Consider the following 17373-nt stretch of genomic DNA (forward strand, 5'->3'; position numbering starts at 1 on the left):
TGTCGGTATGGCTCGGTCACCGGGCGCCGACCTCCCGGCGGACTTCCCCCTCCCGGTTCCCGCCGTCGTGCACGAGCGGCGGCGTGACCTGGTGCGTCGCTGGTGGCGCTCCCGGGGGCACCAGCGCAACCTGCGGTACTGGATCCTCTTCCGCGGGTTACCGGTGCTGGCCGGGCTCGTCGTGCTCTACGTCGTCACCGGGTTCGTCGTCGGGTGGCGGGACGCCTACGACGTGAGCCTCGGCATCGAGTCGCCCGCCGACACCCGCGCGCCGGTGCTGGCCTGGTTCCTCTCGGTCGCCGGGTGGCTGGTCATGCCGGGTGTCGCGGGCGCGGTCGCCGGTTACGTGGTGAGCGACTCGATCGCGTCCCGTCGCTCGCGCGGGCTCGACGAGCAGTTCCCGCAGATCTCCAAGGACGAGCTCCGCGACATCCTGCGGGAACTGGGCGATGAGTGAACTGATCCCGCTCCTGGCCGAGCTGGCCGGCACCGAGGGGACGCGGCGCGGTTTCGTGCCGGTGCCCAACGGCTGGCCCGGCGTGCCCACCGAATTCGTGCCGACGTTCGTCGCCATCCACGCGGTGGGCTGGCGCGCCGCCCAGGCCCACTGGGAGATCGTGGTCGCGCGGGTGCTCGACACCGACATCGTCAAGCCCAATGTGTCCGGAGAACTCGCGATACGTCGAGCGGTTCGCGCATCCGCGCTACTCTTGAACAAGATGGCCCGCCAGGGTCGGTGTCCCATCTGCCCGCAGGCCGCGATGGCGAACTCCCGTTAGAGGAGGCCTCATGGACCAACACCCCCCGCGGGGAAGTTTCCGTGAGCTGAGCCGCGAGCTGTTCGACTCCGCGTTTCCCGAGGCCAAGGCCGAATGGCTCGATCGTCAGGTCACCACGACGGTCGTCGAGGTGGGTACTGCCCTCGACGCACGACTGCTCCCGTCCGACGCCGAGCTGCGCGCCGGCCGGCTCGACGGGGTGGACCTGCGCGGCGCCGACCTGCGTGACGCCGCGCTCGAGAAGGCCGAGCTGACCGGCGTCGATCTGCGCGAGACCTGTCTGGCCCGCGCCGACCTGCGCGGCGCGGCCCTCCGGAACGCCGATCTGCGCGGCGCCAACCTGCGCTCGGCCCGCCTCGCCGACGCCGATCTGGTCCACGCCCGGCTGCGGTGCGCCGATCTGGTGGCGGCCGACCTGGCCGGTGCCGATCTGCGCGAGGCCGAGCTGGGCTCGGCCCACCTCGTCGGGGCCGATGCCGACGGCGCCCGCTTCGACGGCGCGAAGCTGCCGGGCGCCGACGCGTCGACGGCCACGTTCCGCCGGGCCCGGTTCACCGACGCGAACCTGCGCCGCGCCGTCCTGGAGGACGCGGTGCTGGCGGGGGCCGACCTGTCCGGCGCCGATCTCACCGGCGCCGATCTGCGCGGCGCCGTCCTGGTCGGCGCCGAGTTGCACGGCGCCGATCTGTCCGCGGTCGTCTGGTCCGACGAGACCCGGTGGCCGGGCGCGCTCACCGCGGCCGTGCGGCGGCGCTCCGAGCTCATCGGCCCCGGTACCTATCGCGTCCGTCCGGCCGCCGGCCACCGGGCGTCCGTCCCCGCCTGAGGGTCGCCTTACCGCCACGCACCCCACTCGTCTACGCTGTGTCGACAAAGACCCGGCAGGAGTGGAGCCCGACGGTGCCGAACACGTTCCGATTCTTTCGCTTGGCGGCGTTCGCCGAGGCCGTCTCGTGGACCGGTCTGCTGATCGGCATGGTCTTCAAGTACCTCGTCGTCGAGAACGAGATCGGCGTCAAGATCTTCGGGCCGATCCACGGCGCGCTGTTCATCCTCTACCTGGTGTCCGTGCTGCTGACGCGGCCGGTGGCCGGCTGGAGCGTCCGGGCCACGCTCGTCGGTCTGATCGCCTCGATCCCGCCGTTCGGCACCCTGTTCTTCGAGCGCTGGGCGGTCAAGAAGGCGGCGGAACGCACGTTGGAGCCCGCGGGAGTCTGAGAACCGCCGCGGGGGTGGAAGACTAGAACGCATGCGACAGCCGAATCCCCGCATGACGGCCGCCTCGCTGGCCGGCGCCGTCGATCTCTCCGCATTGCGCTCCAGTTCGCCCGCGGCTGCGCCGGCCGGTGGCGGGCCGGCGGGAGCCCCGACGCCGGCCGCGGCCGGCAACTCGCCGTACGTGATCGATGTCACCGAGGCGACTTTCCAGAACGAGATCCTCCAGCGCTCACTGCAGACGCCGGTGGTCATCGACTTCTGGGCCGAGTGGTGTCAGCCCTGCAAGCAACTCTCCCCGGTGCTCGAGAAGCTGGCGGACGAGGCCGGCGGCGCCTGGGTCCTCGCCAAGATCGACATCGACGCCAACCCGCGCCTGGCGCAGGCGTTCCGCGTCCAGAGCATTCCGTTCGTGATGGCGATCGTGAACGGCCAGCCGGTCGACGCGTTCGCCGGCGTGCAGCCGGAGGCCAACCTCCGGCAGTGGCTCGCCGCGGTCGTGAAAGCCGCTGGTGGCGAAGCGGAACTGCCCGCCGACCCGCGGCTGGCCGACGCCGACGACAAGCTCCAGGCGGGCGACCTCGACGCCGCTGAGGCCGCGTACAAGGCGATGCTGGCCGAGACGCCGAACGACGCGAACGCCACCAGTGGCCTGGCCCAGATCGCGCTGATGCGTCGCCTGGAGGGCATCGCCGACGGCCGTGCCGTGCTCGAGGCCGCCGAGGCCGCGCCCGACGATCTGGCGGCCCAGACCCTGGCCGCGGACGTCGAGTTCGTCTCCGGTCTGGCCGAGCAGGCGTTCGCCCGCCTGGTCACGCTTGTGAAACGAACCTTCGGGGACGACCGAAACAAAGTTCGCACCCATTTGCTCGAGTTGTTCGCGATCGCGCCGCCGGACGATCCGGTGGTTAACAAGGCGCGACGTGATCTGACGAACGCGTTGTTCTGACGTATCGAGGGGGCCAGAGATGGCCCCCTCGATGCTTTTGTCCACCTACCTGCGGGCCAAACCGGATGCCGGTACGGGTTAGGGTGACCGCTGGCACCGTCGCGTCACCGGGCGTCACCGGCGCGCGTGCAACTCGGCGGTGGAACCCGCAGTGTCGCGGCCAACGGAGGAGCGTAAATGGAGCGGCGTGCCTTGTCTGCCAGGCAAACGGAGGACTCCGCCTTGGAGCCGATCGTCGATCCACAGCTGGGGCTGGCCGGGGACTTGCTCGCCTCGGTGGACGAGGTCGAGAACAGCAAGGACGACCTGATCGCCAAGGCGGCCGGCGGTGTCGAGGACGCGTTCGTCGCGGCCGCGCTCCCGGTCTACTACCGGTACGTGCCGGCCGAGGAGCTCCTCAACCGCTCGCCGAACGACCTCGTGGCGGCCACCGAGTCGCACCGCGAGCTGGCCGCCGTGCGGCAGCCCGGCGCCCTGAACCTCCGGGTGCTCACGCCCAGCGGCCGCACCGGGTGGTGCGGCGGGCACACCGTGATCGAGCTGGTCACCGACGACATGCCGTTCCTGGTCGACTCGGTCACCGCCGAGCTGGCCCGGCACGAGCTGGGCGTACACCTGCTCGTTCACCCGCAGATGGTCGTCGTGCGCGACGAGAACGGCACGCTCGTCGACGTCCGCCCCTCGGCCGATCCGGACGCCCCGGTGGCGGACGAGGTCGTCGAGTCGTGGATGCACATCGAGATCGACCGGCGTTCGCACCGCGGTGCCGAGGAGGCGCTGCAGACCGACCTGGCGCGCGTACTCGCCGACGTCCGCGCCGCGGTCGGCGACTGGGAAGAGATGCGCGCCCGCGCGCTCACGATCGCCGACGGGCTCACCCACAAGACGCTCCCGGTGCCCGACAAGGACGTCACCGACGCTCGTGAGCTGCTGCGTTGGCTGGCCGACGACAACTTCACGTTCCTCGGCTACCGCGAGTACCGCCTGGAGCCCTCCGACGGCGACCGCAGCCTGGTCGCGGTCTCCGGCACCGGGCTGGGGATCCTGCGTGAGAGCTCGGGCCGGGAGCGGCGCCTGGCCGACATGGCGCCCGACGTGCGCGAGAAGATCCTCGAGAAGCGCCTGCTGATCATCACCAAGGCCAACTCGCGCTCCACCGTGCACCGACCGGCCTACCTGGACTACGTCGGGTTCAAGACGTTCGACGCCGAGGGCAACGTCACCGGTGAACGCCGCTTCCTCGGCCTGTTCTCGTCCGCGGCCTACCTGGACAGCGTCCGCTCGCTGCCGGTGATCTCGCGCAAGGTCGACGAGGTGCTGGCCCGCTCCGGGCTCTCCCGCAGCAGCCACTCCGGCAAGGACCTGCTGCAGATCCTCGAGACCTACCCGCGCGACGAGCTGTTCCAGATCGCCACCAGCGAGCTGTTCGACACGGTGATGGCCGTGCTGCGCCTCGGCGGGCGGCGCCGGCTGCGCCTGTTCGTCCGGCGCGACGCGTACGGGCGGTTCATCTCCTGCGTCGTCTACCTGCCGCGGGACCGGTACACCACGCAGAACCGGCTGCGCATGCAGGACATCCTGATGGACGCTCTGCACGGCGTCGGCGTCGACTACACGACCAGGGTCACCGAGTCGGTGCTCGCCCGGGTGAAGTTCGTGGTCCGCACCGACCCCAACACGTCGGTCGGCCCGATCGACGTCGACGCGCTGCAGCAGCGGCTGGGCTACGCCACCCGCAGCTGGGACGACGAGTTCGCCGCCGAGATCCGCCGGGAGATCGGCGAGGAGCAGGCCACCCGCCTGCTGCGCCGCTACGGCACCGCGTTCAACGCCGCCTACCAGGCCGAGCACACGCCGGCCGAGGCCGTCGAGGACCTCTCCCGCATCGAGGTGCTGGAGGAGGACGGCGACCTGGGCGTCAGCCTCTACCGCTCCGCCGACCGCGGGCTCCGCTTCACCGTCTACCGCCTCGGCGACGCGATGGCGCTGTCCGACGTGCTGCCGGTGCTGCACTCGCTCGGCGTCGAGGTGGTGGACGAGCGCCCGTACCGGGTGCAGCGCACCGACGACAAGCCCACCTGGGTGTACGACTTCGGGCTGCGGTTGCGCACCGGCTCGGACGCGCCCCACCTCATCGGGCGCGCGATCGCCGAGTCCGGGCCGCTGGCCGCCACCGGCCCGGTCGACATCCGCCGGGTGCACTCGGCGATGGAGAACGCGTTCGCGGCCTGCTGGCGGGGCGAGTGCGAGGTGGACGGGTTCAACGCGCTCGTCGTCTCGGCCGGGCTGGCCTGGGACGAGGTCGTCGTCCTGCGTGCCTACGCGAAGTACCTGCGGCAGGCCGGCAGCCGCTGGTCGCAGGAGTACGTCGAGCGGGTGCTGGCCGAGCACCCGACGATCGCGCGCCAGCTGGTCGACCTGTTCACGGCCCGCTTCGACCCGAACTTCCGGGGCGACGCCGAGGCGCGCGCCGCCGCTGCGGACACGCTCCAGACCACGCTCGTCGAAGCCCTCGACGCGGTGCAGAGCCTCGACGCCGACCGCATCCTGCGCAGCGTGCTGACGCTGATCACCGCGACGCTGCGCACGAACCACTTCCAGCGCGGCCGCACCGGGCGGCACAAGCCGTACCTGAGCTTCAAGATCGACCCGCGGGCCGTGCCCGACCTGCCCGCACCGCGGCCGGCGTTCGAGATCTTCGTGTACTCGCCGCGCGTCGAGGGCGTGCACCTGCGTTTCGGCGCGGTCGCCCGCGGTGGCCTGCGCTGGTCCGACCGGCGCGAGGACTTCCGCACCGAGATCCTCGGCCTGGTCAAGGCGCAGATGGTCAAGAACACCGTGATCGTGCCGGTGGGCTCCAAGGGCGGGTTCGTGGTGAAGAACCCGCCGCCGGGCGGCGACCGGGACGCGGTCATGGCCGAGGGCATCGAGTGCTACCGCACGTTCATCCGGGGCCTGCTCGACGTCACCGACAACCTGCGTGACGGCCGCACGGTCGTGCCGCCGCCCGACGTCGTCCGGCACGACGGGGACGACTCGTACCTGGTCGTCGCGGCCGACAAGGGCACCGCGACGTTCTCCGACATCGCCAACGAGGTGGCCGCCGAGTACGGCTTCTGGCTCGGCGACGCGTTCGCGTCCGGCGGGTCGGTCGGTTACGACCACAAGGCCATGGGCATCACCGCGCGCGGCGCCTGGGAGTCGGTGAAGCGGCACTTCCGCGAGCTCGGGCTGGACACCCAGACCGAGGACTTCACGGTGGTCGGCGTCGGCGACATGTCCGGCGACGTGTTCGGCAACGGCATGCTGCTCTCCGAGCACATCCGGCTGGTGGCCGCGTTCGACCACCGCCACATCTTCATCGACCCCACCCCGGACTCGGCGGTCGGTTTCGCCGAGCGGCGGCGCCTGTTCGACCTGCCCCGCTCCAGCTGGGCCGAGTACGACGCCGCGCTCATCTCCGCGGGCGGTGGTGTGTTCCCGCGCACGGCCAAGGCGATCGCGATCACGCCGGAGATGCGCACCGCGCTGGGGCTGCCGGAGACCGCGCAGAAACTCAGCCCGAACGAGCTGATGAAGGCGATCCTGCTCGCGCCGGTCGATCTGCTGTGGAACGGCGGCATCGGGACGTACGTCAAGGCCTCGGACGAGACCCACGCGGACGCCGGGGACAAGTCGAACGACGCGGTCCGGGTCGACGGCAGGCAGCTGCGGGTACGTGTCGTGGGCGAGGGCGGCAACCTCGGCCTGACCCAGCGCGGCCGGATCGAGTACGCGCTGGCCGGCGGCCGCGTCAACACCGACGCGATCGACAACTCGGCCGGTGTCGACACGTCCGACCACGAGGTCAACATCAAGATCCTGCTCGACCAGGCGGTGCACGCCGGCGATCTGGACATCGCCGACCGCAACGCGCTGCTCGCCGAGATGACCGACGAGGTGGCCCACCTCGTGCTGGCCGACAACTACAGCCAGAACGAGGCCCTGTCGCTGGCCCGCCACCTCGCGCCGCGGCTGTTCGGTGTGCACCGCCGGCTGATGTCGGAGCTCGAGCGCACCGGCCGCCTGGACCGGGCGCTGGAGTTCCTGCCCGACGACGAGACCGCGGCGACCCGGGAGTCGCTCAGCTCGCCGGAGCTGTCGGTGCTGCTGGCCTACGTGAAGATCACGCTCGCCGACGACGTCCTCGCCAGCGGCGTGCCGGACGACCCGTGGTGCCGGCCGATCCTGCGTGACTACTTCCCGACCCCGCTGCGTGAGAAGTACGCGCAGTACACCGAGAAGCACCCGCTGAGCCGCGAGATCATCACGACCGCGGTCGTCAACGACGTCGTCAACCACGGCGGCATCTCGTTCGTCTACCGCGCGATGGAGGAGACCGGCGCCACGCCGGCCGACATCGTCCGCGCGTACGCGGTGGTCCGGGACGTGTTCGGCCTCGACAAGCTCTGGAAGGCCGCGAACGAGCTGGACGCGAGCGTGCCGGCCACCGCCCAGACCGCGGTGATGGTGCAGGCCCGCCGGGTGCTCGACCGCGGCGTCCGCTGGCTGCTGCAGAGCCGCAGCGGGACGATCGACGTCGAGGGCGAGATCGAGCGGTTGAGGCCCGGCATGGCCGAACTGACCGCGGACGTGGGCGGGCTCATGCTCGGCCGGGAAGCGGAGCGGTACCGCGGCTTCGCCGCCGAGCTGGAGAGCGAGGGCGTGCCCACCGAGCTGGCCGACCGGGTCACGGCCACGCTCTACGGGTTCGGCCTGCTCGACGTCGTCGAGCTGGCGCGCCAGACCGACCTGTCCCGCCGCGAGGTCGCGACGCTCTACTACACGCTGTCCGAGCGGTTCCGGATCGACGAGATGCTCGACCGCATCTCGGCGCTGCCCCGGGCCGACCGCTGGCAGGCGCTGGCCCGGCTGGCGCTGCGTTACGACCTGTACAGCACGCTGGACAGCCTCACCCGGGAGGTGCTGCGGCGGGTGCCGGGCGACCTGCCGGCCGAGGAGCGGGTGAGCCGCTGGGCGGACGCGAACGCCGACAACATCAGCCGGGCGCTGACCACGCTGGGGCTGCTCGCGGAGGACGCGCCGTCGGACCTCGCGACGCTCACCGTCGTGCTGCGTCAGATCCGGACGGTGGTCCGGGCGTCCTCGGCGCATGCCGCCTGAGATGCGCCGGCGGCGCGTGCCGTCCGCACGGCGCCGTGCGCTCGCCGTCGGCCTGGTGGCTCTGCTCGCGCTCTCCGGATGCGCGAGCGAGCCACCGGTCGCGGTGTCGTCGAGCACGGTCCGGGTGGGGCTGCTGCACTCGCTCACCGGCACCACGGCGATCAGCGAGACCGCGCTGGTCAACGCCGAGAAGATGGCGATCGAGGAGATCAACGCGGCCGGTGGCGTCACGATCGACGGCCGGGAGAAGAAGATCGACCCGATCGTGATGGACAGCGGCTCGGACCCGGTGCGCTTCGCCAAGAAGACCAAGGAACTGGTGAAGTGGAACCACGTGCCGGTGGTCTTCGGCGGGTGGACGTCGTCGAGCCGCAAGGCCGTGCTCCCGACGCTGGCCGAGCACGAGGCGCTGCTCTTCTTCCCGGCGCCGTACGAGGGGCTGGAGAGCTCACCGAACGTCGTGTACACCGGGGCGACCGCCAACCAGCAGGTCGTCCCGGCCCTGGACTACCTGAAGGCGCAGGGCAGCAGGCGGATCTTCCTGGTCGGCAGCGACGACCTCTTCCCGCGCACGGCGAACAAGGAGATCAAGAGCTACGCCGCCGCGAACGGCCTGACGATCGTCGGTGAGCAGTACCGGCCGCTCGGGAGCACCGACTTCGCGTCGATCGTCGCGACGATGAAGGCGGCCCAGCCGCACGCCGTGGTGAACACGCTGACCGGCGACAGCAACGCCGCGTTCTTCGCCGCGCTCAACCGGGCCAAGCTCACCTCGTCCGCCCTCCCGGTGATGTCCCTCTCGGTCACCGAGGAGGAGGTCCACACGATCGGCCCGGAGGTCCTGGCCGGCCACCTGGTGGCCCGCAACTACTTCCAGACGACGAGCGGCGGCCGGAACTCGAAGTTCGTCCAGGCCTACAAGGCCAAGTACGGCGAGGACAAGGTGACCTCCGACCCGATGGAGGCCGCGTACGTCGGTGTCCACCTGTGGGCGAAGGCGGTCTCGAAGGCGGGCTCGACCGACGTGGTGGACGTCCGGAACGCGCTGGGCGGGCTGTCGTTCGACGCGCCGGAGGGCCGGGTGACCGTCGACGGTGGCACCCGGCACGTCGCCAGAACGGCCCGGATCGGCGTGATCTCGGCCGACGGCCTGATCGACGAGATCCGCAACTCCGGCCGCCCCATCACCCCCGACCCGTACCTGACGTCGTACGACTGGTGGAAGGCCTAGGAGAGCTCCCAGAGCTTCACGGTGTCGTCCGCGCTGCCGGTGGCCAGGCGTTTGCCGTCGGGGCTGAACGCCATCGTGAAGATCGTGTCGTGATGGTCGGTGGCGACCAGGCTGATCGGTGCCCCGGTGCGTGGATCCCACAGCCCGAGCGCGACGTCGCCGCCGGCCGAGGCCAGCAGTGAACCGTCCGGGCTGAACGCCACCGTGGTCACCTTGGTGGTGTGCCCGGTGATCGCGGCGCCGATCTGGCGGTGGGCGCCGACGTCCCAGAGCCGGACGGTGGTGTCCCGGCCGCCGCTGGCCAGGCGCTTGCCGTCCGGGCTGAACGCGACCGTCAGCACCTCGTCGGTGTGGCCGAGCAGCGGCGTTCCGAGCTGGGTGCCGGTGGCGACGTCCCAGAGGCGCACCGTGCGATCCGCGCCGGCCGAGGCGAGCAGCCTGCCGTCCGGGCTGAACGTCACCCAGACGACCGGCTTGGTGTGGCCGATCAGCGGTTTGCCGATCGGACGGCGGGTCGCGGGGTCCCAGAGCCGCACGGTGTGGTCGCCGCCCCCCGAGGCCACCCGGCGGCCGTCCGCGCTGACCGCCACCGAGTTCACCTGGTCGGTGTGGCCGGTCAGCGGCGGCCCGCTGGGTCGCCCGGTGGCCGGGTCCCACAGCTGCACGGTGTTGTCGCCGTTGCCCGACGCCAGTACCCGCCCGTCGGAGCTGGCCGCCAGGCCCAGCACCGACTCGTGCTGCCCGGGCCGGGCCGGACCGGTCGCTTTCCCGGTGGCGATGTCCCAGTACCGCACCGAACGATCGTTCCCGGCCGAGATCAGCCGGTGGTGGGCGGCGTCGTAGACGAGCCCGTACACCGAGTCGGTATGGCCGGTGAACGTGTGCACCAGCGTGGCGATCGTCGCGACCGCCGGGGTCGGGCTCGCCGACGCGGTCGGTGCGGCCGACCGTCCCTCGCCGGGGTCGGCGATCAACGCACCGGCGTAGCCCGCGGTCAGCACCAGCGCCACGAGCGCGACCCCGGCGGCCACCAGCGGCCAGAGCCGCCGCCGCGGCCTCGTCGGGCCACCGACGACCACGGTGGGCGGCTCCCGGACCAGTTCGGTGACCGGTTCCGGCGGTGCCGGCTCGTCGAGCAGCAGCCCCGGCGCGACCCGCAGCGGCACCTCCGACGCGGCGATCCAGCCGGCGCCGAAATCCTCCCTGGCCGCCCGGGCCAGCTCCGCCGCGAACGAGTGCGCGGACGCGGGACGCTCGGCCGGGTCCTTCGCCAGCGCGCGGAAGACGACGCCGGCGATCGTCGGGGGAGTGTCCTCCAGCGGGGCCGGCGGCATCTCCAGCTGGTGGCGCACGATCGCCGCGAGCGACAGGTCGGGGCCGAACGGCGCGCGCCCCGACAGCGTCCGGTACAGGGTGGCGCCGAGCGAGTACACGTCGGTGCGCGGCCCCACCGGTGCGCCGAGGAACTGCTCGGGAGCCATGTAGAGCGGCGTGCCGAGCAGGCCGCTGGTGGGCATCGCGGTGCCCTCCATCACCTTCGCGATGCCGAAGTCGGCGAGCTTCGGGGCCCCGGCCGCGGTGAACAGCACGTTGTCGGGCTTGATGTCGCGGTGGGCGACGCCCCGGTCGTGCACGGCCTGCAGGCCGTCGGCGAGCGCCAGCGCCCAGGCGCAGGCCTCCCGGGGGTGCACTGTCGTGCGGAGCCGCTGGGTGAGCGTGCCACCGGCCAGGTACTCCATCACCAGCAGGTGCAGCGGGCCGTCCTCGGCGTACTCGAACACCCGGACCAGGTGGGGATGGTCGAGCGCGGTCATCACCTGCGCCTCGGCCAGGAAGCGGCGGCTCAGCTCGAGCTCGTCGACCTCGGCGGTGGCGATGACCTTCACGGCCCTGATCGTGTCGAGGCGCCGGTGGCGGGCCGTGAACACCAGGCCGAAACCCCCGCGCCCGATCTGGCCGCCGATCTCGTAGCCCGGTAACACCCGCTCGATCTCGGTGCGGTCGATCAGCATGCGGCCATTCTGCCGACCGCGTCTACACACGACCTCCGACGGGTGTGTAGACGCGGCGACCTACAGCAGCTCCTCGTCTTCCTCAGGGAAGTAGTAGTAGAGCGTGACGTGCGGACGGTTGGCGCCGGCCTCGAGGTCGTAGTGCAGCAACACGTCCATCACGCCGATTGGGCCGTCGGTCTCCATCTCCTCGATGGTCGCGGCGGCCGCCCGGAGCAGGTCCGGTATCCGGTCCTGGCCCGGACCCTCGGGCAAGGCGATATTGACATGACGGCACTGGAAGCCGTGGTGGATCCGATCGTGTGGCATCGACTGTGATCATGCCGTGTAGGTAGGGGACGTTTGCAACCGGCTCACCCGAACTAGTCCTCCTCGGACGTGGGTTCGACACCGGGGTCGCGCCCGGCGGCGGCACCCGGGCCGCTCTCGGCGGCGGCGCCGGACACCGGCTCGGTGCGCACGACCGGCGCCGGAGCCGGCTCGGACACCGTGCTGAGCTGCGGCTGGGCGGCCGGGAGCGCGACCGGCTCGGCCGCGGTACCGGTCGGACGCAGCCAGATGACGCCCAGCGGCGGCAGCGTGACGACCGCCGAGGCCGGCTCGCCGTGCCAGGGCCGTTCCTCCGCCTCGACCGACCCGAGGTTGCCGACCCCGGAGCCGCCGTACGCGTCGGCGTCGGTGTTGACGACCTCTTCCCAGGTGCCGGCCCTGGGCAGCCCGATCCGGTAGTCGTGGTGCGGGTGACCGGCGAAGTTCGCGATGCACGCCAGCGTCGAACCGTCGGCGCCGTAGCGCAGGAACGAGAAGACGTTGCCGGCCGCGTCGTTCGCGTCGATCCAGGAGAACCCGGCCGGGTCGACGTCCTGGGTGTAGAGCGCGGGGGTGTCCTTGTAGACCCGGTTCAGGTCACCCACCAGCTTCTGGACGCCGGCGTGGTCGGCGTTGTCGAGCAGCCACCAGTCCAGCGACCGGTCCTGCGACCACTCCGACTCCTGGGCCAGCTCACCACCCATGAACAGCAGCTGCTTGCCGGGGTGCGCCCACATGTAGGCGTAGAGGGCACGCAGCTGGGCGAGCTTGCGCCAGCGGTCGCCGGGCATCTTGCCGTAGAGCGAGCCCTTGCCGTGCACCACCTCGTCGTGCGAGAGCGGCAGCACGAAGTTCTCGCTCCACGCGTACACCAGCGAGAACGTCATCTGGTGGTGGTGGTACTGGCGGTGGATCGGGTCCCGGCTCAGGTACTCGAGCGTGTCGTGCATCCAGCCCATGTTCCACTTGAACCCGAAGCCCAGCCCGCCGACGTGCGTCGGGCGGCTCACGCCCGGCCAGGACGTCGACTCCTCGGCCACCATCATCGTGCCGGGGTGGTACCGGTAGACGGTGGCGTTGAGCTCCTGCAGGAACTTCACCGAATCGAGGTTCTCCCGGCCGCCGTACTCGTTCGGCAGCCACTCGCCTTCTTTGCGCGAGTAGTCCAGGTAGAGCATCGAGGCGACGGCGTCGACCCGCAGGCCGTCGACGTGGAACTCCTCCAGCCAGTAGAGCGCGTTGGCGACGAGGAAGTTGCGCACCTCGTTGCGGCCGACGTCGAACACGTACGTGCCCCAGTCGGGGTGCTCACCGCGGCGCGGGTCGGCCGGCTCGTAGAGCGGCGTCCCGTCGAACCGGGCCAGCGCGAACGCGTCCTTCGGGAAGTGCGCGGGCACCCAGTCGACCAGGACGCCGATGCCGGCGGCGTGCAGCTTGTCGACGAGGTAGCGGAAGTCGTCCGGCACGCCGAAGCGCGAGGTGGGCGCGTAGTACCCGGTGACCTGGTAACCCCAGGAGCCACCGAACGGGTGCTCGGCGACCGGCAGGAACTCCACGTGGGTGAAGCCGGTCTCGGTCACGTAGGCGACGAGTTCGTCGGCCAGCTCGCGGTAGGAGAGGCCCTGCTTCCACGAGCCGAGGTGCACCTCGTAGATGCTCACCGGCTTGGCGTGCCAGCCGCCCCGGTCGCGCTCGGCCACCCACTCGTCGTCGCTCCACTCGTACGACGACTCGGTGACGACGCTGGCGGTGGCCGGCGGCACCTCGGTGGCGAACGCCATCGGGTCGGCCTTCTCGCGCCAGTGCCCGTCGGGCCCGAGGATCTGGTACTTGTACCGCGCCCCGATCTCGACGCCGGGCACGAACAGCTCCCAGACCCCGCTGGAGCCCATCGAGCGCATCGGCAGCGCCCGGCCGTCCCAGAACGTGAAGTCACCGGTGACCCGCACACCGCGCGCGTTGGGCGCCCACACCGCGAAGCTGACGCCGGTGACCGGCCCGCCGGGCGTCGCGTAGTGCTGCACGTGCGCGCCCAGCACGTCCCAGAGCCGCTCGTGGCGGCCCTCGCCGATCAGGTGCAGGTCGACCTCGCCGAGCGTGGGCAGCCAGCGGTACGGGTCGTCGACGAGGTGCGCGCCGTGGCCGGGACCGTGCTCGTAGCTCACCTCGAGCCGGTAGTCGCCCGGCTGCTCCTCGAAGTCGATGGCGAACACGCCGCCGTCGTGGACGCGCGACATCTCCCGGCGCTCGTCCCCCGACACCAGCGTGACGACTGCGGCATCGGGACGCAGCGTCCGCACCACCCAGCCGCCGTTCTCCAGGCGGTGGACGCCGAGGATCCCGTGCGGGTTGTGGTGCTCGCCGCGGATCAGTTGATCCAGCTCGGTACGGCTCACGGACAGCTCGGGATGGATGCTCATGGCCCCTTGGTTTCCCGGTGGAATGGTCAGGTAGTCGCCAGCCGGGCGATCGAGCGCAGCGGGATGTCGACCCAGCTCGGCCGGTTGTCGTATTCGTAGGCCACCTCGTAGACGGCCTTGTCCAGCTCCAGCGCGCGGAGCAGCACCGGGTTGGCCTCCGGGTCGGCGAGCATGACGCCGTCCTTGGCGTAACCCTCGATGAACGCCGCCCGGTTGCGGTCGGCCCACTCCACCACGCGCGCGTCGACGATCGGCGCGATCTCGTCCGCCTCGACGTGCCCGACGAGCAGGTGGTGGGCGGCGTAGTCGAACGAGCGCAGCATCCCGGCGACGTCACGCAGCGGCGACATCTTCGCCACCCGCTCCGGCAGCGGCCGGGCCGGCTCGCCCTCGAAGTCGATGAGCACCCAGTTGGTCAGCGTGCGCAGCACCTGGCCCAGGTGCAGGTCACCGTGGATGCGCTGGACGATGACCGGTTCGCCGTGGCTGGCTACCTCGGCGAACACCCGGCGGATGCCGGGCTCGAACGGGGCCAGCCCGCTCACCCGGCGCAGCACCGCGTCCAGGCGTGCGTTCATGCCGGCCACCACGCTGTCGAGCCGGTCGACCGCGACGACCTCGGTGCCGAGCGCGCTGACCAGGTCGGCGTGCACGGCGGCGACGGCCTGCCCGAGCCGGCAGGCCTCGGTGGAGAAGTCGCTGCCGAGCTCCTCCAGCGGCGTCTCCGGCTCGTTGATCAGGTCACGCACGGACGCGGTGGCCATCGCCCACCCGTCGGCCGTGTTCGCGAAGAACTTCTGCAGCAGGCCGTAGGTGACCGGGGCGTCCTGCAGTTCGCCCTCGATCGCGCCGTAGAGGTCGGCGATGTGCGCGCTGCCGACCCCGCGCAACGCCCGGTGCAGCTCGAGGTCGGGGCTGACGCCGCGGTCGAGCTTCCGGAACAGCTTCATGATGTATTCGCCGCCGAAGACGACCGACGTGTTGCTCTGCTCGGCCGAGATCGGCCGGCTGGCGAGGTCGGTGTCGATGACGACGTCCGGCTCGTGCCGGAACCGCACGCCCTCCCGGTCGGCGTCCGCGGCGATCAGGTCGCGGATCACGCCGGTGAGCTCGTGGTCGTGCGCGGCGTCGTAGGCGGTGAGGCCGGGCTCGACGTCGCCGATCCGTGCGTGCTCGAGCCGCTCCGGCAGCTCGGCACGCAGGCCGACGAGCAGCTGGTAGCGCTCGACCCGGCCGCCGGACGCGACGCCCACCACGACGTGCTCCAGACGCGCGGCGGCGTCGGAGAACCACAGCGCGGCCGAGACCACCCGCACGTCGTCGATCTCGCTCTGCTTGTCGCCGAACCACCGCTGTTTGGGCAGCCACGAGGAGAGCAGACCGGTGAGCGCCTCGGCGTGCGTGACCATCGTTGTCATGCGACTCCTCCCGGTAAAGCACGCGTACGGCAATACTCGGCGTCGGGCCGGACCCCACCGACCCGACGCCGTCGTTCGTCAGCTAGCTCAGCCGCGCTCTTCGTGCGGGGTGAGCTGGAACCAGTAGAACCCGTGGCCGGGCAGCGTCAGCAGATACGGCAGCTCGCCGATCGGCGGGAAGTGCACCCGTCCGGTGAGCTCCACCGGCGTGCAGCCGCGGAACCGCCCGAGGTCGAGTTCGACCGGTTGCGGGAACCGCGACAGGTTGTTTACGCATATCACTATGTCGTGTTCCCCGTCGGCGCCGACGTATTCACGAACATAGGCCAGCACCGTCGGGTTCGATCCACCGAGGTCGGTGAACGAGCCGAGCGGGAACGCCTGGTGCTGCTGCCGGATCTCGATCATCCGCCGCGTCCAGTGCAGCAGCGACGCGCTGGCGCCGAGCTGGGCCTCGACGTTGGTGACCTGGTAGCCGTAGATCGGGTCCATGATCACCGGCAGGTAGATCCGGCCCGGGTCGCAGACCGAGAAACCGGCGTTGCGGTCCGGTGTCCACTGCATCGGCGTCCGGACGCCGTCGCGGTCACCGAGCCAGATGTTGTCGCCCATCCCGATCTCGTCGCCGTAGTACAGCACCGGCGAACCGGGCAGCGACAGCAGCATCGCGGTGAACAGCTCGATCTGGTTGCGGTCGTTGTCCAGCAGCGGCGCGAGCCGGCGGCGGATGCCGACGTTCGCACGCATCCGCGGGTCCTTGGCGTACTCGGTGTACATGTAGTCGCGCTCTTCGTCGGTGACCATCTCGAGCGTGAGCTCGTCGTGGTTACGCAGGAAGATGCCCCACTGCGCGCCCTCGGGGATCTCCGGCGTCTGGGCCAGGATCTCCGAGATCGGGAAGCGGGACTGGCGGCGGACCGCCATGAAGATGCGCGGCATCAGCGGGAAGTGGAACGCCATGTGGCACTCATCGCCGCCCACCGACGGGTCACCGAAGTACTCGACGACGTCGGCCGGCCACTGGTTGGCCTCGGCCAGCAGCACGCGCCCCGGGTACTCGTCCTCGACGACCTTGCGGCAGCGCTTGAGGAACTCGTGGGTGCGCGGCAGGTTCTCGCAGTTGGTGCCCTCCTCCTCGAAGAGGTAGGGCACCGCGTCCAGGCGGAAGCCGTCGATGCCGAGGTCCAGCCAGAACCGCAGGACGTCGAGCATGGCCTCCTGGACGGCCTCGTTCTCGAAGTTCAGGTCGGGCTGGTGCGAGAAGAACCGGTGCCAGTAGAACTGCCCGCGGACCGGGTCGTACGTCCAGTTCGACGACTCGGTGTCGATGAAGATGATCCGCGCGTCGGCGTACTTCGAGTCGTCGTCGCTCCACACGTAGAAGTCGCCGTACGGACCCTCCGGGTCCCGCCGCGACTCCTGGAACCAGAGGTGCTGGTCCGAGGTGTGGTTCATGACCAGGTCGGTGATGATCCGGATCCCGCGCTTGTGCGCCTCGTCCAGCAGCGTGACGAAGTTCTCGACGGTGCCGAACTCCGGCAGCACCGCCCGGAAGTCGCTGATGTCGTAGCCGCCGTCGCGCAGCGGCGAGTCGTAGAACGGCGGCAGCCAGATGCAGTCGATGCCGAGCCAGGCCAGATAGTCCAGCTTGGCCGTCAGACCGTCCAGGTCGCCGGTGCCGTCGCCGTCCGAGTCGGAGAACGCCCGCACGAGAGCCTCGTAGAAGACCGCGCGCTTGTACCACTCGGGATCGAGTGGCATCTGACGCGCGTGCTTGAAACTTTCGGACTGGGGTTCGACGAGATGCCCGTCAGCGGTGTGCGGGTGCGCGGCGGCGGTCTCGACGGACCGGTCCGGCGTGTGGGCCCGCAGTCTCG

12 protein-coding genes are annotated in these 17373 nt (G+C 70.9%); 7 read left to right on the top strand and 5 right to left on the bottom strand.

Annotated elements, in window-relative coordinates; genetic code table 11:
- Positions 1-7: 7 nt before the first annotated feature.
- The 7 genes from ABD437_RS30905 to ABD437_RS30935 all read left to right on the top strand — a co-directional run bounded on the left by ABD437_RS30905 (position 8) and on the right by ABD437_RS30935 (position 9337).
- Positions 8-457: a DUF6313 family protein gene (locus ABD437_RS30905; protein ID WP_344652474.1), complete on the top strand. Its 450-nt coding sequence runs from the start codon at positions 8-10 to the stop codon at positions 455-457.
- The gene (locus ABD437_RS30910) at positions 450-779 is read left to right on the top strand and encodes a DUF6313 family protein (RefSeq protein WP_344652475.1); all 330 of its coding nucleotides are present in this window, start codon (positions 450-452) and stop codon (positions 777-779) included. The genes ABD437_RS30905 and ABD437_RS30910 overlap by 8 nt, the downstream gene beginning before the upstream one ends.
- Before the next feature lie 10 nt (positions 780-789).
- Entirely contained in the window at positions 790-1605 is an 816-nt protein-coding gene (locus tag ABD437_RS30915; protein WP_344652476.1) for a pentapeptide repeat-containing protein, read from the top strand.
- 74 nt (positions 1606-1679) lie between these two features.
- Positions 1680-1997 (top strand): DUF3817 domain-containing protein, encoded by a 318-nt coding sequence (locus ABD437_RS30920; protein ID WP_344652477.1) that lies wholly within the window; start codon positions 1680-1682, stop codon positions 1995-1997.
- 31 nt (positions 1998-2028) lie between these two features.
- Positions 2029-2943, top strand: a complete 915-nt coding sequence (gene trxA, locus ABD437_RS30925; protein ID WP_344652478.1) for a thioredoxin — start codon at positions 2029-2031, stop codon at positions 2941-2943.
- Between the two features lie 177 nt (positions 2944-3120).
- Complete coding sequence (locus tag ABD437_RS30930) at positions 3121-8106, top strand: NAD-glutamate dehydrogenase (RefSeq protein WP_344652479.1); 4986 nt, start codon at positions 3121-3123, stop codon at positions 8104-8106.
- Positions 8096-9337: a transporter substrate-binding protein gene (locus ABD437_RS30935; protein ID WP_344652480.1), complete on the top strand. Its 1242-nt coding sequence runs from the start codon at positions 8096-8098 to the stop codon at positions 9335-9337. Before ABD437_RS30930 ends, ABD437_RS30935 begins: the two co-directional genes overlap by 11 nt.
- Here ABD437_RS30935 and ABD437_RS30940 read toward each other — a convergent pair.
- The 5 genes from ABD437_RS30940 to treS all read right to left on the bottom strand — a co-directional run bounded on the left by ABD437_RS30940 (position 9334) and on the right by treS (position 17257).
- On the bottom strand, positions 9334-11349 hold the full coding sequence (locus tag ABD437_RS30940) for a WD40 repeat domain-containing serine/threonine protein kinase (protein ID WP_344652481.1): 2016 nt from the start codon (positions 11347-11349) through the stop codon (positions 9334-9336). The genes ABD437_RS30935 and ABD437_RS30940 overlap by 4 nt on opposite strands.
- A gap of 60 nt (positions 11350-11409) precedes the next feature.
- On the bottom strand, positions 11410-11604 hold the full coding sequence (locus tag ABD437_RS30945) for a hypothetical protein (protein WP_344652482.1): 195 nt from the start codon (positions 11602-11604) through the stop codon (positions 11410-11412).
- A gap of 107 nt (positions 11605-11711) precedes the next feature.
- A complete protein-coding gene (glgB, locus tag ABD437_RS30950) occupies positions 11712-14078 on the bottom strand; it encodes a 1,4-alpha-glucan branching protein GlgB (protein ID WP_344652483.1) in 2367 nt (788 codons plus the stop codon).
- A gap of 26 nt (positions 14079-14104) precedes the next feature.
- The gene (locus ABD437_RS30955; RefSeq protein ID WP_344652484.1) at positions 14105-15496 is read right to left on the bottom strand and encodes a maltokinase N-terminal cap-like domain-containing protein; all 1392 of its coding nucleotides are present in this window, start codon (positions 15494-15496) and stop codon (positions 14105-14107) included.
- Positions 15497-15583: 87 nt separating this feature from the next.
- A complete protein-coding gene (gene treS / locus ABD437_RS30960; RefSeq protein ID WP_425558285.1) occupies positions 15584-17257 on the bottom strand; it encodes a maltose alpha-D-glucosyltransferase in 1674 nt (557 codons plus the stop codon).
- Between the last annotated feature and the right edge of the window lie 116 nt (positions 17258-17373).

The organism is Cryptosporangium japonicum, from assembly GCF_039524755.1.
Lineage (GTDB): Bacteria > Actinomycetota > Actinomycetes > Mycobacteriales > Cryptosporangiaceae > Cryptosporangium > Cryptosporangium japonicum.

Bases quoted from the DNA above. Each gene is read 5' to 3' on its own strand.
- ABD437_RS30905 (WP_344652474.1), top strand. From the start codon at position 8: ATGGCTCGGTCACCGGGCGCCGACCTCCCGGCGGACTTCCCCCTCCCG.
- ABD437_RS30910 (WP_344652475.1), top strand. From the start codon at position 450: ATGAGTGAACTGATCCCGCTCCTGGCCGAGCTGGCCGGCACCGAGGGG.
- ABD437_RS30915 (WP_344652476.1), top strand. From the start codon at position 790: ATGGACCAACACCCCCCGCGGGGAAGTTTCCGTGAGCTGAGCCGCGAG.
- trxA (WP_344652478.1), top strand. From the start codon at position 2,029: ATGCGACAGCCGAATCCCCGCATGACGGCCGCCTCGCTGGCCGGCGCC.
- ABD437_RS30930 (WP_344652479.1), top strand. From the start codon at position 3,121: ATGGAGCGGCGTGCCTTGTCTGCCAGGCAAACGGAGGACTCCGCCTTG.
- ABD437_RS30935 (WP_344652480.1), top strand. From the start codon at position 8,096: ATGCCGCCTGAGATGCGCCGGCGGCGCGTGCCGTCCGCACGGCGCCGT.
- ABD437_RS30940 (WP_344652481.1), bottom strand. From the start codon at position 11,349: ATGCTGATCGACCGCACCGAGATCGAGCGGGTGTTACCGGGCTACGAG.
- glgB (WP_344652483.1), bottom strand. From the start codon at position 14,078: ATGAGCATCCATCCCGAGCTGTCCGTGAGCCGTACCGAGCTGGATCAA.
- ABD437_RS30955 (WP_344652484.1), bottom strand. From the start codon at position 15,496: ATGACAACGATGGTCACGCACGCCGAGGCGCTCACCGGTCTGCTCTCC.
- treS (WP_425558285.1), bottom strand. From the start codon at position 17,257: ATGCCACTCGATCCCGAGTGGTACAAGCGCGCGGTCTTCTACGAGGCT.